This is a genomic window from Azospirillum brasilense, assembly GCF_008365405.1.
GTDB lineage: Bacteria > Pseudomonadota > Alphaproteobacteria > Azospirillales > Azospirillaceae > Azospirillum > Azospirillum brasilense_D.
Genome location: NZ_QOKV01000017.1, coordinates 27,847 through 49,743, shown reverse-complemented (window position 1 = coordinate 49,743; position 21,897 = coordinate 27,847). Strand labels below are relative to the sequence as shown.

Here is a 21,897-nt window from a genome sequence, read left to right as displayed (position 1 = left end):
AGGGCGGCCCGAAGGGCCGGGTGAGGGGGGTGCGCTTGTGCCGGACGCTCCGCCACGCGCAACCCCCTCACCCTAACCCTCTCCCCAGAGGGGAGAGGGGATAGAGCAGGCGATGGCCTTGGACAAAACTTCCGGCGATTGACAGTGCGGGGTTGGCCCGGCCACTGTGACGTTATCCCGAACCGGCCCCACGCGGATTGCCCCGGCTCATGGCCACCGTCTCCGAAGCCCTGTCCATCGCGCTCGACCATCACATCGCCGGGCGCGTGGCGGAGGCGGAAACCCTTTATGGCCGCATTCTGCAGGCGGTCCCCGGCCATCCCGACGCCAGCCATCTGATGGGGCTGCTGCTCGCCCAGACCGGACGGGTCGCGGCGGCGCTCGCCCATCTCGACGCCGCCGTGGCCGGCGATCCGGCATCGTCGACCCACCATCTCAACCGCGGCAAGGTTCAGGACGCCCTGGGGCAGACCGCGAACGCGGCGGCGAGCTGGCTCGCTGCGTTGCGCCTGCAGCCGGAGCACGCGGAGGCGGCGGAGCGGCTGGCCCCGGCGCTCCGCGTTCTGGCCGAGGCCGCTTTTGATTCCGGCGCCCTGGCCTCCGCAGCGGCGCTTTACGAACGGGTGCTGGCCCTCAATCCGCAAAATCTGTCCGCCACCTTCGATGCGGCGATGGCCGCCAAGGGGCTTGGACGGTTGCATGAGGCCGCCCGGCTGGCCGGATTCGCGGCCCGGCTCGACCCGACGCTGTTGCGCGCCCGCATGGCCGAGGCGGAGGCACGGCAGGCGCTCGGCCAGCCGGAACGGGCCATCGCCGCGCTTCGTCCGGCGATGGCTCTGGACCCGGCGCAAGGCGGTTGTTGGGCCAGTCTGTGCCTGCTCCACAACGAGCTGGGGCAGCGCGGCGCGGCGGTCACGGCGGGGCGGCGCGCGGCGCTGGCCACTCCCGCCGACACCGGGCTGCTGGTCCGGCTCGCCGCCGCCCAGCAGATTGCCGAGAAGCCGCGCGCGGCGCTGGTGACGGCGCGGCGCGGCCTGTCGCTCAACCCCGCCTTGGCGGAGCTCCACCTCGCCCTCGGCGCGGCGCTCGACGCGTTGCACGCCCTGGCGGCGGCCGGGCGGGCGCTGGACCGCGCCGGCCGGCTGCATCCCGACGACGCGGCAGCGCTGGCCGAGCGTGGCCGGCTGTGCGAGCGCGCCGGTTTGGCGGAGCGGGCGGCGGCGCTGCTGCAACGGGCGCTGGGCATGCGCCCGGACGACGCGGATTCCTGGGTGGCGCTGGGCCGCGCCGCGCTGCGGCGGGGTGATGCGCGGTGGGCCGGACGCTGCGCGCGTCGGGCGCTGCGGCTCGCCCCCGGCCTGCCCGCAGCCCTGCTGCTGGCCGGCGAGGTCCGCGAGGCGCAGGGCGCGGACGGCGAGGCGCTGGCCCTCTACGACCGGGCGGTCGCCGCCGCACCAGGCATCGGCACAGGCTTCTCCCGCCGGGCGACGCTGCTGCTGCGCCGGACCGTGGGCGACGCCCCGCCGCCGCGCCGAGCGTCGGGCAAGCGGCGCCTGGCGGTGTCCACGCTCGGCCATGCGGGGCGGTTCGGCAATCAGCTCCTGCAATACGGTTGTTTGCGCGTCTGCGCGGAGCAGAATGGGATGGAGGTGGAAACCCCGGAGTGGATCGGGCGCCATCTCTACGGCCTGGACGACCCGCTCCCCGGCCCGCCGCTGCCCAGCCTGCACGAGGAGGACTGCGGCGTTCCCGCGTTGCTGGACGGGCGGGCGCTGGCCGGCGCGGACGGTCACGACGTGGTCGGCTATTTCTGCGGCGACACCACGCCGCTGGCGCCGCACCGCGCGCGCTTCTGCGCCCTTTTCACGCCGGTCGGCGCGGTGGCGGAGCGTGCCGCGGCGGCGTTGGAGAGTGTGAGGGCGCGCGGGCGGACCTTGGTGGCGATCCATCTGCGCCGCGGCGATTTCGGCCGGAACGACCGCTTCTGGATCGCGCCGGAGGGCTGGTATCTCGACTGGCTGGCCGATCTGTGGCCCAGCCTGGACCAGCCGGTGCTCTACCTCGCCACCGACGCGCCGGAGCTGGCGGAGCGCTTCGGCCGCTACCGCCCCGTCCTCGCCGGCGATCTGGGGACGCCGCTGCCGGGGGCGGAGTTCTTCACCGACCACTGGATTCTGTCGCGGGCCGACCGGGTCGCCGTGTCCAACAGCTCCTTCTCGGTGACGGCGGCGCTGCTGAACCCGGCGCTGCGCGCCGCCCTGCGCCCGGACCGTAAGACGGCGCGGCTGGTGCCCTTCGATCCCTGGAACGGGCCGGTCCTGCTTCCCTGACCAGCGTCAGCCGGGCCGGCAGACGTAGAGCGCGTCGCCCCAGCTGTGATGGTAGGGGCTGGTCTCGGCGACCCGGTCGAAGCCTTGCGGCGTCAGGCCGCGCGGTGGAGGAAGCCCAGATGCTGCGGCGCCAGGGTGGAGGCCCATTCCTCCGCTGCATCTTGCGCCTCGCGGCGGGTGGCGAACCAGCGGGCGTCGGGGGTCCAGCTCAGCCCCTCATGCTCCGCGTGCCAGTTCCACCAGCCGTCGGTGGCTTCGCAGACCGTCAGCATCACGCCGAACGCGGATTCCAGGGCGCGCGCGCCGGTCTTAGCCTTTTCGTTATGCCAGTCCATAAGCGTTACTCCAGATGTTCTGCCTTTCGGCATAGCATGGTTTGGTAGGCGAACAAAACCAAAAACGGAGGAAGCTGCTCGGGATTGCCGGTCCGGACCTCGCGTTCCCTCACTCCGGTAAGGACGCAAACGCCGCGGGCTGCGTGACTATTCCATGGCGTGCGCGGCGCGCGCGTTCGGCGATCCGATGTCCCAGCCGGACGGTCGTGATTCCCAGCGCGACTCCCACGGCGTCCCCGGCCAGATCGGACAGGCTGGCCTCGCGTCCCGGGACGAAGGATTGCGCCACCTCGATGGCGGCGCCGAGCGCCAAGACGGCCAGCACCGCGAGGACGGCGGCGCGCCGGCTGGCGCTGGCCAGGATGCCGAGGAGGGTCAGGAGCCCGAAGGCCCCGGCATGCACCAGCTTGTCGAAGCCGTAAAGGCCGCTGGGCGCCAACTGCGGTTGCAGCGCAGCCCAGAAGGCGATCCCCATGAGGCCGAGAAGGGCGCAGAGCGCGAGCCGGCGCCAAGCAAGGGGAAGTGGGCGGAACGTCATGACGGCCTCCTGCGACGAAGGCCATCCTGCGCGGAACAGTCTCAAGAGCCGGTTAACCGCCCGACGTCCGCGCTGTGACATCAGGCGGGCAAGACCCGTTTCAGGAACCGGTCGCCAGCCCCATGGCAATGCCGCGCGCTTCGGTGAAGGCAGCGCGCTGCTGCACCAGAGTTCCGTCGGCATAGACGCCCCAGCCGCTCTGCGAGCCGGTGGCGTGGTAACGGATTTCGATCCGGCGGTGACAGTCCTGCATCACGAAGTGACACGGACTGATCTTCTTCCACATGGACACCATCGGCATATCGGGCACCCATCCAAGCGATGAATTACGATGACTGTACCAATGGCCGATTATGGTTGCCGTGATATTAACGAGACGGCGTCCGATTCCTGCGCAAAGTGGGTAGTGGCCTGTTTAGGCATGATTTTTTGGGTTTCCGGGCATCCGGGAGCGTTCTGGACCGGCTTTCCGAGGGGGGCATATGCCCGATGGGAGGACGTGCCTCGGACTTCATTGGTTAATATTCTACTAACGGACGGGTAGCCGGCCCGCCAACGATAGGGTAGGGTTGCTCATCTCAATCACCTTCGAGAGTGACTGGACGATGCAATCGGTCTCCATCTTTCTGATCGACGCCAACAAACTTTTCCGCGAAGGCATGAAGGCCCTCTTCTCGGAAGGGGAGTTCCGTATCACGAAAGAGGCCGCCAGTTTCAGCGACGTACCGCCGCCGGGCATGATGGAGGGCGACATGCCCGAACTGATCATGATGGATCCGGCTTCCGCCAACGGCACGGTGCAGGCCGTGACCGTCCTGCGGGAGCAGTATCCGACCGCGCGGCTCGTCCTTCTGGCCAGCCACCTCGACGCCCAGGAAATGGCCAACGCCATCCAGGCCGGCGCCGACGCTTTCCTGATGAAGGATATTTCCCCCGCCGCGCTGGCGCAGTCGCTGCGTCTGGTGATGATCGGCGAAAAGGTCTTCCCGACCCACCTCGCCGCCCTTCTCATCACCGGCAAGGCCGGCGCCAACACCAGCGCCAACGGCCCGACCGCGGCCAAGGGCCTGTCGCAGCGCGAGACGCAGATCCTGGAGCGCCTGCTGCAGGGTGACAGCAACAAGATGATCGCCAATCATCTGAACATCACCGAAGCGACGGTGAAGGTTCACCTGAAGAGCCTGCTGCGCAAGATCAACGCCTCCAACCGCACCCAGGCCGCCATCTGGGCGCTGGAGAACGGGTTCGGCGGCAAGGTCGAAAAGCCGATGGAAGCCGTCGCCTAAGGATCAGGACGCCGCGCCATCCCGGAATCCGGTGGCTTCGACGCCTGACACACTGTGAAGGTCAGGCTGGAAAAGTCAAAACGAAGCGGGTTCCGGGGCGGCCGCCCTGATCGGGGCGGTCGATCTCCAGCTTTCCGCCGAGTTGGCGCACCAGACCGTGCACCAGCGTCATGCCCATGCCCTGTCCCGACCCTGCGGGCTTCATGGTGCCGGCGCCGTCCGGCAGACCGGCCCCGTCGTCGGTCACCGTCAGCCGGCGGTCATCTCCGCAGACTTTGAAGCGGACCGTCACCGTCCCCCGCTGCTGGGCGCCGAAGGCGTGCTTCAGGGCGTTCAGCACCAGTTCCGTCACGATCAGCCCCATGGACGAAGCCTGCGCGGCGGGCATCGGGATTCCGTGCGCGGCGTCGATGACCAGGGTGCAGCGGTCCGAATCGATGAAGGCGCCGGTCAGGCTTTCCCCCAACCGCTGCAGATAGTCGGCCGCGTCGAGCGTGGCGAGGTCGTTGCGCGTCGCCTCGAACAGGCGGCGCTGCACCAGCGCCATCGCCTGGATTCGCGAGAAGGCCTGCTCCACCGCCTTGCGCGCCGCCGGGTCGGTGACCGTGGCGGTCTGCATCGCGACCAGCCCGTGCAGAAGCTGGAAGCTGTTCATGATGCGGTGGCTCATCTCGTGGGCCACCAGTTCGCTGCGGCGGGCCTCGTCCAAGGCCGCAGCCATGCCCTGCGCCGCCCGCTTCTCCGCGTCGATGTCGCTGACCACGGCGACCACGCCGGTGATCCGTCCGTCGCCGTCGCGCAGCGGGGCCGCCGACACGCGCGTCCAGTGCTCCGTCCCGTCGGCGGCGCGGTGCAGGAAGTCCATGCCGGGCACCACGATCTCACCCCGCAAAGCGCGCGCGCCCGCGAAATCCTTGCGCTCGACCGGCAGCCCGTCGGGGTGGAAGGCGCGCCAACGCGACGCCTCCCGGTCGTCGGCGGACGGCAGGGAGCCGTTGGTGTAGTCGCGCATCAGCCGGTTGTTGCGGGTGGTGCGGCCCTGCGTGTCGTAGACGGCGACGCCGACCGGCAGATGCTCGAGAACCAAGGACAGCAGGGCCTCGCCGGCCTGGCGCTCGCGCTCCGTCCGGTCCCGCTCGATCAACAGGGCGGCGGTGTGGGACAGCCGGTCCACCGTTTCCAGTTCCAGCGGGCCGGGCGCGCCGGGGGTGGCATGGTGGATGGTAAAGACGCCCAGGACCGCGCCGCCGACCGCGCGGATCGGGGTGGACCAGCAGGCGGCGATGCCATGCTCCCGCATCAGCGCGTGGTGGGGCGCCCAGCGCGGGTCCAGCGCGACATTCCCGACCACCACCCGTTCCCCGCTGTGGGCGGCCAGACCGCAGGAGATGGCTTGCGGACCGATCGCGATCCCGTCCATCGCCCGCGTACAGGAGTCCGGCAGCCCCGCCGCCACGGCGAAGCGCAGGGTGAGACCACTCTCGTCCACCAGGAAAATGGCCGCCCGCACGCCGAGCCGCTCGGCGCCCGCCCGGACCAGCAGGGCCAGCACCTCGTCCAGCGCGGCGCCGCCGATCGCCCGTTCCAGGGCGGTGTTCTGGGCAAGCAGCAGCCGTTCCGATCGTCGGACTCCGCCGCTGTCCTCCTCCGCCCTATGATCGTCCAAGATGCCGTCGCCTTTGCGCCTGCCGCCGCGTTCTACGGGTCCGTGGCATGTTACGCGCCCACCCCCAGCCGCACCAGGGAATGCGGCGATGGCTGTGGTCGAGCGCAAGGGATTTGCGCGGAAATGTCCGCGTCAGTTGACGTCTTCGGGGTAGGGGGGCGAGGTGCGCCAGGAGAACAGCGTCATCGCCCGGTAGCTCTGCTCCCCCGACAGGCCGTAGGCCGGCTCCGTCGAGGCGACCAGGACGCCGCTCTGGTTGTCGTAGGCGAAGGCGGAGAATTTCGCGACCGCCTGGTTCTCGGTGGAGCTGTAGACCGACGCCTCCGGCAGGGTGATCGTGCCGGGCAGGGTGATGGGGGGAATGCCCAGCACCGTCTTGCTCTGGTTCACCGACAGGGCGCCCAGCCGGATCTCGATGATCGTGTCGGCGGCGGTCCGGTCGGGGACGAGGCGGATGCCCTGGCGCAGCAGCGATTCCTTGATCGCGCTGGCGGCGTATTTGGCGTCGGTCCCATCGAAGTTGCCGGTGTCGAGGAAGGCGCGCTTGTCCGACGGCAGTTCCAGCCGCAGGCGGTTGGCGGCGTTGTCCGCGGCACTGGAGATCAGGAGCTGTTCCGTGGCGGTCCGGGACGGAAGACTTTCCTTCACATCGGTGCATCCGGCAGCCAGGGCCGTGGTGGCCGCCAGCGCTGCGATGATCGGTCTGTTGCGGGGCATTCGGGTCCTCGTGCTTTTCCCCTCCGGCTTCTCAGGTTCGCCCGATCCGGGCAAGGGAGAGATTTGGGACCGGCCCCGGATTGAACAACGGACAGAAAAAAAAGCCACGCACGGGAACCGTGCGTGGCCTGAGTCTAGGGAGGAAACGCCCTATAGAGCGTGCTGCCGAGGCAGCAAAAGAAAGATAGGGCCGACGAGGCGTTCTGTCCAGGGGCTATGTAAACGTTTTCATCTCAACAATGCTTTCGCAGCGCTGTTACGCTGTCACGGCGGTACTGACCGGACGCTTCAGGAAGCGCAATGCGATCGCCGTGGTGACCGTCCCGGCGACCAGCGCCACGACGTAACCCGCCAGATGGGTGACGGCGTTGGGGATGGGCAGCACGAAGATGCCGCCGTGCGGGACCTTCAGCTCCGCCCCGATGCCCATGGAGATGGCGCCGGTCAGCGCCGCGCCGAGGACCAGCGCCGGGATGACGCGCAGCGGGTCGCGCGCGGCGAAGGGGATGGCGCCCTCGGTGATGAAGGCGATGCCCAGGATGCCCGCGGCGTTGCCGGCCTCGCGCTCCTCCCGGGTGAAGCGGTCGGCGAACAGCTTGGTGGCGAGCGCGATGCCAAGCGGCGGCACCATGCCGGCGGCCATGGCGGCGGCCATCGGGGTATAGACCTGGGACGCGATCAGGCCGGTGGAGAAGGCGTAGGCGGCCTTGTTGACCGGCCCGCCCATGTCGAAGGCCATCATCGCGCCGATCAGCAGGCCGAGCAGGATCGCGCTGCTTCCCTGCATCCCCTTGAGCCAAGCGCTCAGCGCCGCCAGGGCCTCCGCCACCGGGGCGCCGACCACGTAGATCATGGCGAGGCCGGTGACCAGCGAGCCGAGCAGCGGCAGGATCAGCACCGGCTTCAACCCCTCCAGATTCTTGTGCAGCCGGATGTTGCGGTTGAGGAAGCTGGTGGCGTAGCCGGCGATGAAGCCCGCGACGATGCCGCCGAGGAAGCCGGCCCCGAGATTGGCGGCGAGGATGCCGCCGACCATGCCCGGCGTGATGCCCGGACGGTCGGCGATGGAGAAGGCGATGTAGCCGGCCAGCGCCGGAACCATCAGCGCGAAGGCGCCCTTGGCCCCGATCTGGAACAGCGCGTTGCCCAGCGTGCCCTGCTGGCTGTCCTCGAACACGTAGATGCCGCCGAGCGCGAAGGCGATGGCGATCAGCAGGCCGCCGGTCACCACGAAGGGCAGCATGAAGGACACGCCGGTCATCAGATGCTTGTAGGGGCCGCTGCGCTGCGCCGCCGCCGGCTCCGCCTTGCCCGCCGCCACGCCGTCGGCGGGCGCCGGGGCGGCGCCGTGGGGCTGCGCCTCGGCCAGGGCGCGTTCGATCAGGGCACGGCCGTCGTTGATGGCGGGCTTGGTGCCGCTCTTGAAGACGCGCTTGCCGGCGAAGCGGGCGAGGTCCACCTGCGTGTCGGCGGCGATCAGCACCACGTCGGCCTCGCGGATCTCCTGCTCGGTCAGCGTGTCGCGGGCGCCGACCGAGCCCTGCGTCTCCACCCGAACGGCGTGGCCCAGCGCCTGGGCGGCCTGCTGGATGCCCTCCGCCGCCATGAAGGTGTGGGCGATGCCGGTGGGGCAGGAGGTGATGGCGACGATCTTCTTGGTGCCCGTCTGGGCCGGGGCCTGGGCGGGTGCCAGAGCCTGCTCCAGCACCGCCCGCGCGTCGCGCAGCACGGCGTCGAGCGCCGCGGCGCTGCGCTTCAGACCGGCGAAGCGCTCCTCGCCCAGATCGCCGGAGCCGACGAGAATGACCCCCTGCGCGCCCTGCGCCGCCCCGGCGGGCAGCGTGTTGCGCACGCCGAGGCTGGAGCGCACCTCCACCTGGATGGTGTGGCCGAGCGCCGCCGCCGCCTTGCGCAGCGCTTCGGCGGCCAGGACGGCCTGGGTGCTGAGATCGCCCGCTGCGATCACGGCCAGCATGTTCGCCATGGTTTCCTCCCTGGGCGGACACCCGCCCCACTTATTTCGTTACAGCGTTGAGAGTTCGACCTGTCCGGCCAGCGCGCGGACCGCGTCCGCCCCCGGCAGGTTGGGTCCGAAGCAGCCGAGCTTCGCCGTGGCGAAGGCGACCGACAGGCGCGCCACGCCTTCCAGCGGCAGATCCACGCCGAAGGCGGCGATCAGCCCCGCCACCATGGCGTCGCCGGCCCCCACCGTGCTCAGCGCGTCGACCGCCGGCAGGCGGGCGTGCAGCGCCGGGCCGTCGGCCACGAACAGCGCGCCGTCCGCCCCCAGCGAGACCACCACCACCGCGACGCCGCTGCGATGCAGGCCGCGCGCCGCCTCCAGCAGGTCGGCGGCGGCGGGAAGGGGCCTTCCGGCCCAGGCTTCCAGCTCGTGCCGGTTCGGCTTGATGCAGAAGGGCAGGTCCGGGGCGGCCAGCGCAGCCGCCAGCGGCGGGCCGCTGCTGTCCAGAACCACGCGGGCGCCCTGGGCGCGCAGGTCCGCCGTCAGCGTCGCGTAGCTGTCCGCTGGCAATCCGTCCGGCAGGCTTCCCGCCAGCAGGACCGGCGTGCCCGGCAGGACCAGCTCGCGCAGGGTGCGGCGGACGCGGTCGAGCGCGTCGGCGTCGGCGGTCAGGCCGGGCAGGTTGAGGTCGGTGGTGTCGGCGGCGGCGAGGTCGGCGATCTTCACGTTGACGCGCGTCTCGCCGGGCAGCCGGACGAAGCGGTCGGCGATGCCCTTGGCGGCGAACAGCGCCTCGAAGGCGGCGGCGTTGCCGCTGCCCAGCAGACCGGTGGCGATGACCGGCGTGCCCCAGTCGGCGAGGCAGCTCGCCACGTTCACGCCCTTGCCCCCGGCGTTGCGCCGCACGGCGCTGGCCCGGTGGACATGGCCGGGGCGTAGCGCCTCCACCGTGATGGTCTGGTCGATGGCCGGGTTCAGCGTGACGGTGACGACCGGCCGGATGTCCTCTTCGGGCGTGCTCATGCAGCACCTCCGTCGAGCGCGCGTACCGCGTCGGCGGTCTCGCACTCCAGCGCCCGCCGCGCGGCCTCCTTCAGGGCGGACAGGTCGCTGCCGCGCAGCCGGTCCTTCACGGCGGGGATGTCGCGCGGCGTCATCGACAGCTCGCGCACGCCAAGCCCGGTCAGCAGCGCCGCGCCGAACGGGTCGCCGGCGATGCCGCCACAGACGCCGACCCAGCGGCCGTGCCGCTCCGCCCCCTCCACCGTCAGGCGGATCAGCCGCAGGACGGCGGGGTGCAGGCTGTCGGCCTCCGCCGCCAGTTCGGGGTGCTGGCGGTCGATGGCCAGCGCGTATTGCGTCAGGTCGTTGGTGCCGATGGAGAAGAAGTCAACATGGCGGGCCAGAACGTCGGCCTGGATGGCCGCCGCCGGAACCTCGACCATGATGCCCAGCGGCACGGCCGGGGCGTCCAGCTCCGCCCGGATGCGGTCGCAGGCGGCGCGCAGGGCCTGCACCTCGCCCAGCGCCGTGATCATCGGGAACATGATCGACAGCGCCCCGCCGTCCTTGGCGGCGCGGTAGAGCGCGCGGAGCTGCGTCTCCAGAAGCTCGGGCCTGCGCAGCAGCAGGCGGGCGCCGCGCACGCCGAGGAAAGGGTTCTCCTCATGGGGAAGCTGAAGGTGCGGCACCTGCTTGTCGCCGCCGATGTCCAACGCGCGGACGATCAGCGGGCGGCCCTCCAGGGCGGTCAGCATGCCGCGGTAGGTCTCGTACTGCTCGTCTTCGCCGGGGGCGTCGCCGCGCTCCAGGAACAGGAACTCGGTGCGCATCAGACCGACGCTCTCCGCCCCCTGCGACAGGGCGACCGCCACCTGATCGGGGCGGTTGACGTTGGCGCCGATCTCCACCTCGTGGCAGTCGCGGGTGCGGGCGGGCAGGCCGCGCCGGGCCTCCTCCTCGGCCTTGCGGGCCTCCTCCCGCGCGATCCAGGCGCGGGCGTCGGCGGTGTCGGCCTCGGCGGGGGACAGGTGCAGGCGTCCGGTCTGCCCGTCGAGGATGGCCGGGGTGCCGTTCGCCAGCTCCATCAGCGCGGCGCCGCCCGCCACCATGGCGGGAAGCCCCAGCGTGCGCGCCAGGATGGCGGTGTGGGACGTCGGGCCGCCCTGCGCCGTCGCCAGCCCGATCACCCGCGCCATGTCCAGCGCCGCCGTGTCGGAGGGCGACAGGTCCTCGGCGATCAGGATGCAGGGGGTGTCCGGCAGGTCCGGCGCGCCGCCGGTGCGCAGCGCCGGGTCGATCCGCGCCAGGACGCGCTGGCCGACGTCGCGCAGATCGGCGGCGCGGGCCGCCAGCACCGGGTTGTCGAGCGCGGCCAGCCCGGCGGCGGTGCGCTCCACCGCCTGATGCCAGGACCAGGCGACGCCGTGCCCCTCGACCATGAGCTGGCAGGCCAGCGTCACGAGGTCGGTGTCGTTCAGGATTTCCGCCTGGGCGGTGAAGATCGCCGCTTCGGAAGGCCCGAGGCGGCGGGCGGTGTCGTCGGCCAGCGCCTTCAGATTTTGGCGGGTCAGGCTCAGCGCCTCGTGCAGGCGGTCGCCGCCTTCGATCAGCGGCACCGGCTCGTCGGGCACCGACACCGTGGCGCGCGGCAGCACATGCACCGGGCCGATGGCGAGGCCGGGGCTGGCGCCGATTCCCAGCACGGCGGGCAGCGGGTTCGGCGGCGTCCAGCCGCGCGCGGGGACACGGGCCTTCTGCGCCGCGGCGGCGGCGTCCGCCTTCTCCCGCGCGGTCAGGCGGGTGATGGTCGCCTTCATGCGGGCCAGCGCCGCCACGGCGTCGTCGCCCTCCGCCGAGACGACCACGCTGTCGCCGGCGCGCAGGCCGAGCTGGAGCAGCGCCACCAGCGCCTTGGCGTCGGCCACCAGATCGCCGTGGCGGACCTGGATGCGCGCGGCCGAGGCGCGCGCCGTCTCCACCCAGGCGGTGGCCGGGCGGGCGTGCAGGCCGGTGGGGTAATCGACCACCCAGTCGAAGCGCTCCGCCAGATCGCCGCCCGGCGTGGCCGGGGCGGCAACGGGCGCGTCCTCGCCGAGGGCGGCGGCGAGGGTGGCGGGGTCGGTGACGGTGAACAGGGCGGTCAGCCGCGCCTCGTCCTGCATCAGCCGGGTCAGGCGGCGCAGCACGGCGATGTGGGCGTCGGACTGGGCGGCGATGGCGACCACCAGATGGGCCGTCTGGCCGGGATTCCATTCGATGCCGCCCGGCACCTGGAGAACGGCGATGCCGCTGCGGCGGACCATGCCGCGGTCCTCGACCATGCCGTGGGGGATGGCGACGCCGTGGCCGAGGAAGGTGTTCGCCACCGCTTCCCGGCGCAGCATGCTGGCGGCGTAGGCCGGATCGATGCAGCCGGCGGCGATCAGGAGCTGGGCGGCCTCGCGGATCGCCTCCTCCTTACCGGCGGGACTGGCGTTCAGTCGCAGCAGATCGGGCCGCAGCAGATCGGTGGGCATGATGGCGGTGTTGGCGTCGGGGGCCATGGCGGGTCCGTCTCCTCCGTTCGGTTTGGCGCCGGGCGGTCTTGGGTGTCGTCCTTGCAGCGCTGTTATTGAAAACGATTACATCGGGCGCTGTCAACGGAGTTTGCATTGAATCCGCAGACTCCTTCGGGCAGACTGCACCGTATGGGGCGGTGGATTGGCCCTAAGGGATGGAAACGATTTCAAAAACGATTTCAAGACGGATCGGTGACCGGATCATCATGAGCGACAGCGTCAAAGCCACCGGAATCAAGGCCGTCGGAATCAAGGATGTCGCCCGCGAGGCCGGCGTCTCGGTCGCCACGGTGTCGCGGGTGCTCAGCAACGGCCCGGTCAGCGACGCGCTGCGTGCGCGGGTGGAGGACGCGGTGCGGGCCACCGGCTACCGCCCGAACCTGTCGGCGCGGCGGCTGCGCTCGCAGCATTCCCAGACCATCGGGCTGATCGTCTCGGACATCCGCAACCCCTTCTTCACCGCGGTCAGCCGCGCGGTGGAGGACGCCGCCTTCCAGGCCGGGATGCGGGTGATCCTGTGCAACACCGACGAGAACCCGGAGCGGGAGGCCATGTACCTGCGGCTGATGCAGGAGGAGCGGGTGACCGGCCTGATCTTCGCGCCGACCCGCGCCACCCTGGCCCAGCTCGACCGGGCCGACCTCGATTTCCCGGTGGTGCTGATCGACCGCAGCGCGCCGGCCGGGCGCTTCGACTCGGTGGTGCTGGACAACCCGCAGGCCGCCGCCCTGCTGGTCGATCACCTGCATGGGCGGGGCTACCGCCGCATCGCCGGCCTGTTCGGCAACACCAGCACCACGGCGGTGGAGCGCCACGCCGGCTATCAGGCGGCGCTGGCCGCCCATGGGCTGCACGCGGAGGCCCGCTTCGTCCCGCCGACGGCGGAAGCGGCGGAGGCGGAGATCGCCCGCTGGCTGGCGGAGGCCCGGCGCTCCGACGCCATGCCGGACGCGGTGATGGTCAGCAACAGCCTGCTGCTGATGGGGGTGGTGAAGGCGACGCGGACGCTGGGGCTGACGATTCCCGGCGATCTGGCGGTGGCCGGCTTCGACAACGAGCCCTGGACGGAGCTGGTCGGCCCCGGCCTGACGGTGATCGAACAGCCGGTCCACGAGATCGGGCGGGCGGCGATGACGCTGCTGTTCGAACGGCTCGACGATCCGGAGCGGGCGACGCGCAAGGTGGTGCTGTCGGGGACCTGCGTGGCGCGGGGGTCGACGGGGGGAGTGGGGTGAATTTGGGGAGTAGTCGCGTAGAGCCCCCACCCAACCCTCCCCCGCTTCGCAGGGGAGGGCTTTATCTCCTCCCCCTGCGGAGCTCTCGCGCAAACCGGAGGTTTGCGCTGACGCGGCAGGCGGACCTTCGGTCCGCTGAGAGCGGGGGGAGGTCGGGAGGGGAGCCCAATTCAACCACTCACCAGAAAACCGTCCCTACCCCCGCGCCGGTTCCGGAACCGGGGCCAGCATGCCGGCGCTGACGAAGCTGCTGATCTCCGTGATGATCTCGTCCGGGTCGCCGGGGTTGCAGATGCCCGGCGCCAGCTCCTCCAGCCGGTGGGTGTCGGAGAAGGCGTAGAGATAGGCGCCGATCATCAGCGTCATCCGCCAGTAGACGTCCCGCTCCGACAGATGCGGCAACGCCTCCTTCAGCGCGGCGGCGAAGATGCGGGTCGAGGCGTCGTAGGCCTCGTTGCGCAGCTTGTAGGAAATCTCCGGCGGCTCGGTGTGCAGCCGGGCCTGGAGCCGCATGAAGGTGCGGCCTCCCTCCGTCTCGCGCATGGCCAGCGCCGGCATCAGGAAGGCGTAGACGATGTCGCGCACCGGCGGCGGCGTAGGGCCGCGGCGCAGCGCCTCCAGCCGCTCCATGCGCTCGTCGGCGATCTTCCGGCCGCGGCGCAGGAAGACCTCCTCGAACAGCCCGTGCTTGGACCCGAAATAGTAGCTGATGAGGGCCTGGGTCACCTCGGCCCGGTCGGCGACGTTGCGCAGGCTGGTGCCGGCGTAGCCGAGGTTGGCGAACTCCAGCTCCGCCGCGTCCAGGATCTGGTCGCGCACGTTGCTGGTGCCCTCCGGACGGCCCGGCCCGGCGCGGCGGCCGCGCGCGGGGCGGCCCCGCGCCGGGCCGCTCTCCGGCGCGGTGTCGGCGACGGGCGCGCCGTCCTGGACTTTGCTCATCGGTTGGCTCATCTCACTCCCGGCGGCACTCTTCGGATGGAACGTCTAACATGGTGCAACGCCCGATCCCTCTTTCAACCCTGTTTTATCCTCATAGCGCGAGGATGTGCTCCGCCGGAACCACGTCGCCGTATTTCTGGCCGATGTCGAACAGGTTGGCCTCGTGGGGCGCCAAGGCGCGGTCGCCCACGCAATCGGCCATGACGACCGGGCGGAATCCGTGGCACATGGCGTCCACCACGCTGGCCCGCACGCAGCCGCTCGTCGTCGCTCCGGCGATCAAGAGAGTCTCGACGCCGCGCTGTGTCAACCACGGCGCCAGCCCGGTCCCGAAAAAGGCCGACGGAACCGTCTTGCGCACCACCAGTTCCCCCGGCACCGGAGTCAGCTCCGGCACGATGGCGCTGATGGCGGCGTGCTCCGTCAGGGTCTGCATGCCCGGCACCTTGATGGAGAAGACGTTCCCGTCCGACCCATCCTCGGCGTAGACGATCCGGCTGTGGGCGACCGCCCAGCCCATGGTGCGGGCCTTCTCCAGCACCTGCGCGGTGCGGGCGATGGCCGGCGCGATGTTGCCGCCGCCGAACACCGCCGGGTCGGCGAAGCCGTTGACGAAATCGACGATCAGCAGGCCGATTCGCCCCTGGATGCCCAGCGATTGGCCGAAGCCCTGCCGCTCGTAGACGGCTTGTTCCGTAGCGCTCATGCGAGTTCCTTTCCGGCCAGCAGCTTGCCTTCGCGGACGACCTCGCGCCCGTCCAGCCGGACGGTGCAGTTCCGCATGGGGATGTCGATGTGGCAGGCGGTGGTGCGCGACCCGCCCGCCTCGTTGTTGGGGCCGAGCGAGAAGAGGAAGTTCCCGGCGAAGGCCCGCGCGTCCATGCCCAGCGTCTGCTCCCGGTCGTAGAGGCCGAGCGTCGACCAGCGCGCCCGCCTCTGCGTGCCCCAGCCGATGTGGGAGATGGCGTAGGCCTCCGGGTCGGCGAAGGCGTCCATGTAGTCGTTCAGCAGATCGGCGTCCAAACCGCCGGTGATGGCGGTGACGTAGCCCTTCTCCACCGTCATCTCGATCTGCGAGGTCAGGTAGGACTTCATCGGCAGGAGGATGTCGCCCTTGTCGAGGACGATCCGCCCGCTCGCCTGCCCCTCGTTGGGGAAGGTGAAGCCGAAGCCGCTCGGCCAATGGTCCCAGCGCCCCGGCTCGTCGACGAAGCCGTATTCCTGCACCGTGGGGAACTCGCCGATGGGCAGGCGCAGGTCGGTGCCCGCCCGCGAGGTGACGTGCATCTCCTTCGCCGCCTTCAGCAGCGCCGTCGCCTCGCCCACGGTCGCCTTGTCCTCCAGGCTGGGCAGCAGGCGGACCAGCACCTCCGGCGGTTCGACGGCGAGCAGGATCTTCGTGCCGCTCTCCAAAATCTCCATCTGCTCCGGCGAGAAGAGCAGGGTCATCAGGTCCAGCACCAGATCGCTTTCCTTCAGCGCGGCCATGGCGGCGCGGTTGCCGGTCAGCGGGGTGGTGCCGAGATAAGCGAGGCTGTCGCGGCTGTGGGCGTGCTCCGCGTTGACCGGCGGCAGGTCCAGCCGGTTGACCCGCGCGCCCAGGGTGGAGGCGGCGATCAGGGCGGTGCGCAGGGTCTGCGGGTGGGTGCCGTCGCTGGTCAGGACGGTGACCACCTCCTGCGGCTTCAGCTTCGACAGGGTCAGAACATGGGTCCAGGCGCGGACCATATCGGCGTCACTGACGGGCATGATGCGTGTCCCTTTCCGGATGGGCGGTCAGACGGCGGTGCCGAGGAACGTGCCGAAGGCGCGGTAGAAGCCCTCTTGGTCGTCCCACGGGATCATGTGGCCGGCCCCCTCGACGCGGGTGACGGCCAGCTCGGGCTGGAGCTTGCGGATTTCCGCCTCCTCCTCCGGCCGGATCACGTCGCCGCGCCCGGCGGCGATCAGCAGGGCCGGGCAGGGGATGCGCGGGAAGTCCGCGTGGATGTCGTCGGTCTGGAAGTCGTTGAAGGCGGTGACGATGGCCCGCTCGTCGCAGGTGTGCAGCCATTCGGCGCGCAGGCGGAGCTGCTCCTCCGTCCAGGTCGGGCAGAAGGGCCGCATCGCCTCCAGGTCGGCGCCCTCGCGCATCAGGCGGATCGAATCCACGTACCAGGGCAGCTGCGCGGGGTAGGGGCGGCGGCCCGGCCCGGAGACCGGCGGATCGACCATGACCAGCCGCGCCGGAGCGGCGCCATGGCGGCTGACCGCGCGCAGGCCGATGCGGGCGCCCATGGAATGGCCGACCAGCGCGTAGTCGCGCAGGCCCAGCGCCTCGGCGAAGGCCGTCACGTCGGCCGCCATGGCGTCCAGTCCGTAGTCGAGCGCCTCCGACGCCTCCGACAGGCCGCGCCCGCGCACATCGAGCACGTAGGTGTCGAAGTTGCGCCCGAAGCGCTCCGCCACGAAGCCCCAGGTGACGGCGGGGCTGGTGATGCCCGGTACGATGACGACGGGACGCCCCTGGCCGCCGTAACGCAGGTAATGCTGGCGGATGCCGTTGGCGCGGATGTTCGCGCCGTAGCGGTAGGTGCTGCTGGTCATGGCATCCCCCCGTCAGTAGGCGCCGGAGAGCAGGGCGCCGGCCCCCGGAACGCGCGTCGGCAGGCCCAGCGCCTTCAGCTTGGCGTAGGTGGTGGCGACGGCGGCGCTCAGCACCGGCTTGCCGGTCATCGCCTCGACCTGCGCGATGGCGGGCAGCGAGGGCATCTGGACGCAGGCCGACAGGACGACGGCGTCCACCCCGGCGGTGTCCAGGCCGGCGACGATCCCCGGCAGGCGGGACGGGTCGTGGCGCCCGACCTCCAGGTTGTCGGGGATCTCCAGCGCGCGCCAATCGACGACCTGCACGCCCTCATGCTCGATGTAATCGACGACGAGTTGGGCCAGCGGCTTCATGTAGGGGGCGACCAGGGCGATGCGCTTGGCGCCCAGCACGTGCAGCCCGTCGACGAGCGCGCCCGCGCTGGTGATGACCGGGGCGGCCCCGCCATTCTCCACGGTGCGCCCGTGCAGCCGCTCCTGCGAGACGCGATGGTAGCCCTTGCCCATGCTCATGATGGCGACGAGGCAGGCGTATCCCAGCACGTCGACGCGGGCGTCCGACAGCTCCAGCGCGCAGCGGTCGGACTCGGCGTCCATGGCGGCGAGTTCTTCCTTCTTCACCGTCTTCATGCGCATGCGGCTGGAATGGAAGGTGAAGCGGGTGCCGTGCGCCAGCGCGTGGGCGGTCAGCATCGCCGGGATTTCCGTCTCCATGGTCGTGTTGGAGCTGGGGACGATCTGGCCGATGCGATAGGTCTTGTTGGTCATGGTCGGTCCTTGGAGATGTCTTGTGGCGGCTGGCCCCCACCCCGACCCTCCCCCGCTCTCGCGGGAGAGGGTGCCTTCTGCGAAGCGGCGGCAGTCCCCTCCACCTCGAAGAGGGGGAGGGTTAGGGAGGGGGCTTCACGCCACGAGGCGCGGCTTGTCGGAGAGGTTCGGGCGGAAGGCGCGGGCGTCGTACTGGTAGACCCAGTTGGCCTGGATGCCGGTGGCCTGCGGGTTGAAGAGTCCGCGCAGCCAGTACATGAAGTCGCGCTTCGCCTGGGCCAGCGGAGAGGGCAGGTGGTAGGTCCGCCCGCGCTCCCGCGCCTCCAACTGGACGCGGCTGGTGCGGGGAAGCCGCTCCGCCTCGTAGTCGCGCAGCGCCGAGGCCACGTCGCCGCCGTGCCCCTTCAGGGATTCGGCCAGCACATGGGCGTCCTCGATCGCCATCGCCGCCCCCTGCGAGAGGAAGGGCAGCATGGGGTGAGCGGCGTCACCCATCAGCGTGATGCGGCCCTTCGACCAGCTCGTCATCGGGTCGCGGTCGAACAGGCCCCATTTGTAGACCTGATCCACCTTGCTGAAGAGCGTCTCCACATTGCGGTGCCAGCCGCGGAAGGCGCCGAGCATCTCCTCCTTGCTGCTGGGGGCGTTCCAGGACTCCTCGACCCACTCCTTGGTTTCGGCGACCGCCACGATGTTCACGGCCTTGCCGCCGTGCACGTAGTAGGTCACGACGTGGCTGTGCGGCCCGAACCAGAAGGAGGCGTCGGGGCTGACGTAATCCACCACGCCGCCGGTCGGCACCACGGCGCGGTAGCACATATGCCCGGTGAAGCGCGGCGCCTCCGGCCCGAACAGGGCGGAGCGCACGACGGAGCGCACGCCGTCGGCGCCGACGATCAGGTCGGCCTCGAACTCGCTGCCGTCGCTGAAGCTGGCGACCGCCGTGCTCTTGTCCTGGCGCACGCCGGTGCAGCCCACCCCAAAACTGGCGACGCTCTCCGGGACCAGCGAGGCCAGGATGGCGTGCAGGTCGGCGCGGTGGATGTGGATGAAGGGCGCGTCGTAGAGCACCGGGCAGGTCTCGATCAGCGGCGTGCGGAAGCTCTCCCGCCCGCTGCGCCAATTGCGCCCGACCAGCGATTGCGGCAGGAAGCCGGCGGCCAGCATCTTGTCGAGCAGACCCAGCGACTTGATGACCTTCACCGCGTTCGGCGTCATCTGGATGCCAGCGCCGATCTCGCCGAAGCCCGGCGCCCGCTCGAACAGGCGGACCTCGAAGCCGCGCTGGAGCAGGCTGCCGGCCAGCGCGACGCCGCCGATGCCGCCGCCGACGATGCCAATTCGCATGTTGGTTCGCACTCTTGCCTCCTGAAGGACGGCGACCGAGAATTGTTCGGTCGTTCGTTTAATTATTCGTGACACGGCCTTTCGCCGTGTGGCGGCCTCAGCCGCCCAGATAGGCGCGCAGCAGGTCGGGATCGCCGCGCAGCTCCGCCGAGGGGCGGCTGGCGGTGATGCGGCCCGTCTTGACCACATAGGCGCGGCTGGCGACGCCCAGCGCGTTGTGGATGTTCTGCTCGACCAGAAGCACGGTGACGCCGTGGCCGTTGACGGAGCGCACCACGTCGAAGACCTCGTCGGCCATCTTCGGGCTGAGGCCGAGGCTGGGCTCGTCCAGCATGAGCAGCCGCGGCTCCGACATCAGCGCGCGGGCGATGGCGAGCATCTGCTGTTCGCCGCCGCTGAGCGTCCCGGCCATCTGGCGCGACCGCTCGCGCAGGCGGGGGAAGCGGTGGAAGGCCATGCCGATGCGCCGCTGCACCTCCTCGCGCGAGCGGCAGAGATAGGCGCCGAGCGCGATGTTCTCCTGCACCGTCATGTTCGGCCAGACGTGCCGTTCCTCCGGGCAGTGGGCGATGCCGGCGGCGACGATGCGGTCGGCGGGCAGGTTGGCGATCGGCTTGCCGTTCCAGACGATGGTGCCGGAGCGCGCCTTCAGCAGACCGGAGATGGCCCGCAGGATGGTGCTCTTGCCCGCACCGTTGGCGCCGATCAGGGCGACCGTCTCGCCGGCCCGCACGTCCAGCGACACGCCGTGCAGCGCGGCGGTGGAGCCGTAGGCGACGTGCAAGCCGTCCACGGCGAGGACCGGCGCGTCGACGGCCTGCGCGATGGCCGAGGGCGAGGGGGATTCGGAGAGCAGCGTCATGCGGCGGCCTTTCCGAGATAGGCTTCGGCGACCTGCCGGTTCTCAATGATCTCGGCCGGCCGGCCCTCGGCCAGCTTGCGGCCGAAGTTGAGGACGACGATCCGGTCGGACACCGACATGACCAGATCCATGTTGTGCTCCACGATCAGCAGCGCGTCGATGCTGCGCCCGATCAGCGTCTTCAGCACGGCGCCGAAGGTTCCGGCCTCGTGGCTGTTCAGCCCGGCGGCGGGTTCGTCGAGCATCAGCAGGCTGGGCTTGGCGGCCAGCGCCACCGCGACCTCCAGCAAACGCAGCTCGCCGCAGGACAGCAGATGCGCCGGGGCGTTCATGCGCTGGGCCAGACCCATCGTCTCGACGATGGCGGCGGCGCTCTCCCGCGCTTCCCGCTCGGCGCGGCGCACCGCCTCGCCGGGGAAGAAGGTGGCGAGGAGGGATTGCCGGCTCGCCATGTAATGGCCGGTCAGCACATTCTCGAAGACCGTCAGCCGCTTCATGACGTTGGTCTTCTGGAAGCTGCGGACGAGGCCGAGCCGGGCGATGGCGTGGGGCTTGCGGTTGGTGATGTCCTGCCCCTTGAAGCGCACCCGCCCGTTGCTCGGCGCGTAGAAGCCGGTCAGCATGTTGAAGCAGGTCGTCTTGCCGGCGCCGTTGGGGCCGATCAGGCCGACGATCTCGCCGGGCTCGATGTGAAAGCTGAAGTCCTTCACCGCCGTGATGCCGCCGAAGGTCATGGTCAGGTCGTCGGCGCGCAGCAGCGGCTGCCGGTTCGCGGTCGGCTCGGTGGTCGCCGTCATACGGTGCGCTCCTTCGCGGCGTTGAGGGTCGGCTTGGCGGCCTGCTGCTCGCGGCGCAGGGCGATGAAGCCCATCAGGCCGTTGGGCAGGAACAGGACGATGGCCATGACGATCAGCCCGAACAGGGTGAGGCGGAGTTCCTGCACCTCGCGCAGATATTCCTCCAGCACCGTCACGATCACCGCGCCGGCCAGCGGGCCGATCAGCGTGCCCTTGCCGCCCAGAAGCACCATGATGATCATCGTCGCCATGAAGGCGAAGCGGAACACCTCCGGCCCGACGAAGGAGATGTAGTGGGCGTAGAAGCCTCCGGCCAAGCCGGCCAGGAAGGCGCCCAGCACGAAGGCCTGCATGGCCGTGCCGAAGGGATCGACGCCGATGGACTGCGCGACGTAGCGGTTCTCGCGCACCGCCACCGCCGCCCGGCCGGCGTTGGAATAGACGAAGCGGTAGGAGAGGTAGAGCGCCACCGCGGCGATGCCCAGCACGATCAGGAAGAAGCCCGCCTTGTCGGTGACGGCCACGTCCCCGAAGAGGTTCTGGCCGACGCCGGCGAGACCCATCGGGCCGTTGGTCACCGCGATCCAGTTGTTGGCGACGATGCGCAGCACCTCGGCGAAGGACAGGGTGACGATGACGAAGTAGGGGCCTTGCAGGCGCAGCGTGATCGCCCCGATGGCGAAGCCGAAAACGGCGGAGACCAGCCCGGCCAGCGGGATCGTCACCCACATCGGCATCCCCGCCTGGGTGGACAGCAGCGCCGCCGTGTAGGCGCCGGTGCCGAGGAAGGCGGTGTGGCCGAGCGAGAACTCGCCGACATAGCCGACCACCAGATTGAGGCTGCTCGCCAGCACCGCGTAGAACAGCGCCATGATGGCGAGGTGCAGGATGTACTGGTCGGTCACCGCGAAGGGCAGAAGCGCCGCCCCCGCCAGGAAGGCCAGCAGGATGTTGCGTTCCAGGGTCAT

At 70.5% G+C, this 21,897-nt stretch carries 20 protein-coding genes; 3 read left to right on the top strand and 17 right to left on the bottom strand.

What is annotated here, in order from left to right:
• The first annotated feature begins 209 nt into the window (after nucleotides 1–209).
• Nucleotides 210–2,330: a tetratricopeptide repeat protein gene (locus DS837_RS22600; protein ID WP_149166805.1), complete on the top strand. Its 2,121-nt coding sequence runs from the start codon at nucleotides 210–212 to the stop codon at nucleotides 2,328–2,330.
• Between the two features lie 92 nt (nucleotides 2,331–2,422).
• On the opposite strand, the gene DS837_RS22595 is transcribed toward DS837_RS22600, so the two are convergent.
• The 3 genes from DS837_RS22595 to DS837_RS22585 all read right to left on the bottom strand — a co-directional run bounded on the left by DS837_RS22595 (nucleotide 2,423) and on the right by DS837_RS22585 (nucleotide 3,504).
• Nucleotides 2,423–2,665, bottom strand: coding sequence for a hypothetical protein (locus DS837_RS22595; protein WP_040137885.1), 243 nt, complete (start codon nucleotides 2,663–2,665; stop codon nucleotides 2,423–2,425).
• Nucleotides 2,666–2,774: 109 nt separating this feature from the next.
• Nucleotides 2,775–3,203 carry a VanZ family protein gene (locus DS837_RS22590; protein WP_149166804.1) on the bottom strand — a complete coding sequence of 143 codons (429 nt, stop codon included), beginning with the start codon at nucleotides 3,201–3,203 and terminating at the stop codon, nucleotides 2,775–2,777.
• 100 nt (nucleotides 3,204–3,303) lie between these two features.
• Nucleotides 3,304–3,504 (bottom strand): hypothetical protein, encoded by a 201-nt coding sequence (locus DS837_RS22585; protein ID WP_014200194.1) that lies wholly within the window; start codon nucleotides 3,502–3,504, stop codon nucleotides 3,304–3,306.
• Nucleotides 3,505–3,808: 304 nt separating this feature from the next.
• Between DS837_RS22585 and DS837_RS22580 the strand changes: the two genes are divergently transcribed.
• Nucleotides 3,809–4,489 carry a LuxR C-terminal-related transcriptional regulator gene (locus DS837_RS22580; RefSeq protein ID WP_149166803.1) on the top strand — a complete coding sequence of 227 codons (681 nt, stop codon included), beginning with the start codon at nucleotides 3,809–3,811 and terminating at the stop codon, nucleotides 4,487–4,489.
• 61 nt (nucleotides 4,490–4,550) lie between these two features.
• Here DS837_RS22580 and DS837_RS22575 read toward each other — a convergent pair whose 3' ends face one another.
• The 5 genes from DS837_RS22575 to ptsP form a co-directional block, all read right to left on the bottom strand.
• Nucleotides 4,551–6,155: a sensor histidine kinase gene (locus DS837_RS22575; RefSeq protein WP_149166802.1), complete on the bottom strand. Its 1,605-nt coding sequence runs from the start codon at nucleotides 6,153–6,155 to the stop codon at nucleotides 4,551–4,553.
• A 132-nt stretch (nucleotides 6,156–6,287) separates the two neighbouring features.
• Nucleotides 6,288–6,872 (bottom strand): DUF6655 family protein, encoded by a 585-nt coding sequence (locus DS837_RS22570; protein WP_149166801.1) that lies wholly within the window; start codon nucleotides 6,870–6,872, stop codon nucleotides 6,288–6,290.
• A gap of 256 nt (nucleotides 6,873–7,128) precedes the next feature.
• Nucleotides 7,129–8,856, bottom strand: coding sequence for a PTS fructose transporter subunit IIC (locus tag DS837_RS22565; RefSeq protein WP_149166800.1), 1,728 nt, complete (start codon nucleotides 8,854–8,856; stop codon nucleotides 7,129–7,131).
• A gap of 39 nt (nucleotides 8,857–8,895) precedes the next feature.
• A complete protein-coding gene (gene pfkB, locus DS837_RS22560; protein WP_149166799.1) occupies nucleotides 8,896–9,858 on the bottom strand; it encodes a 1-phosphofructokinase in 963 nt (320 codons plus the stop codon).
• Nucleotides 9,855–12,380, bottom strand: coding sequence for a phosphoenolpyruvate--protein phosphotransferase (gene ptsP / locus DS837_RS22555; protein WP_149166798.1), 2,526 nt, complete (start codon nucleotides 12,378–12,380; stop codon nucleotides 9,855–9,857). The genes pfkB and ptsP overlap by 4 nt, the downstream gene beginning before the upstream one ends.
• A 221-nt stretch (nucleotides 12,381–12,601) precedes the next feature.
• Between ptsP and DS837_RS22550 the strand changes: the two genes are divergently transcribed.
• Nucleotides 12,602–13,630 (top strand): LacI family DNA-binding transcriptional regulator, encoded by a 1,029-nt coding sequence (locus DS837_RS22550; RefSeq protein WP_149166797.1) that lies wholly within the window; start codon nucleotides 12,602–12,604, stop codon nucleotides 13,628–13,630.
• A 195-nt stretch (nucleotides 13,631–13,825) separates the two neighbouring features.
• On the opposite strand, the gene DS837_RS22545 is transcribed toward DS837_RS22550, so the two are convergent.
• The 9 genes from DS837_RS22545 to DS837_RS22505 all read right to left on the bottom strand — a co-directional run bounded on the left by DS837_RS22545 (nucleotide 13,826) and on the right by DS837_RS22505 (nucleotide 21,897).
• The gene (locus DS837_RS22545; protein WP_149166796.1) at nucleotides 13,826–14,569 is read right to left on the bottom strand and encodes a TetR/AcrR family transcriptional regulator; all 744 of its coding nucleotides are present in this window, start codon (nucleotides 14,567–14,569) and stop codon (nucleotides 13,826–13,828) included.
• A gap of 91 nt (nucleotides 14,570–14,660) precedes the next feature.
• Complete coding sequence (locus DS837_RS22540; protein ID WP_149166795.1) at nucleotides 14,661–15,275, bottom strand: isochorismatase family protein; 615 nt, start codon at nucleotides 15,273–15,275, stop codon at nucleotides 14,661–14,663.
• Nucleotides 15,272–16,318, bottom strand: coding sequence for a 2,5-dihydroxypyridine 5,6-dioxygenase NicX family protein (locus tag DS837_RS22535; protein WP_149166794.1), 1,047 nt, complete (start codon nucleotides 16,316–16,318; stop codon nucleotides 15,272–15,274). The genes DS837_RS22540 and DS837_RS22535 overlap by 4 nt, the downstream gene beginning before the upstream one ends.
• Before the next feature lie 27 nt (nucleotides 16,319–16,345).
• Complete coding sequence (locus DS837_RS22530; RefSeq protein ID WP_149166793.1) at nucleotides 16,346–17,155, bottom strand: alpha/beta fold hydrolase; 810 nt, start codon at nucleotides 17,153–17,155, stop codon at nucleotides 16,346–16,348.
• A gap of 12 nt (nucleotides 17,156–17,167) precedes the next feature.
• Entirely contained in the window at nucleotides 17,168–17,923 is a 756-nt protein-coding gene (locus tag DS837_RS22525) for a maleate cis-trans isomerase family protein (RefSeq protein WP_149166792.1), read from the bottom strand.
• A gap of 135 nt (nucleotides 17,924–18,058) precedes the next feature.
• A complete protein-coding gene (locus tag DS837_RS22520; RefSeq protein ID WP_247890077.1) occupies nucleotides 18,059–19,282 on the bottom strand; it encodes an FAD-dependent monooxygenase in 1,224 nt (407 codons plus the stop codon).
• A gap of 85 nt (nucleotides 19,283–19,367) precedes the next feature.
• Nucleotides 19,368–20,132 (bottom strand): ABC transporter ATP-binding protein, encoded by a 765-nt coding sequence (locus tag DS837_RS22515; protein WP_149166791.1) that lies wholly within the window; start codon nucleotides 20,130–20,132, stop codon nucleotides 19,368–19,370.
• On the bottom strand, nucleotides 20,129–20,929 hold the full coding sequence (locus tag DS837_RS22510) for an ABC transporter ATP-binding protein (protein ID WP_211102392.1): 801 nt from the start codon (nucleotides 20,927–20,929) through the stop codon (nucleotides 20,129–20,131). Before DS837_RS22510 ends, DS837_RS22515 begins: the two co-directional genes overlap by 4 nt.
• Nucleotides 20,926–21,897: a branched-chain amino acid ABC transporter permease gene (locus DS837_RS22505; RefSeq protein ID WP_149166790.1), complete on the bottom strand. Its 972-nt coding sequence runs from the start codon at nucleotides 21,895–21,897 to the stop codon at nucleotides 20,926–20,928. The genes DS837_RS22510 and DS837_RS22505 overlap by 4 nt, the downstream gene beginning before the upstream one ends.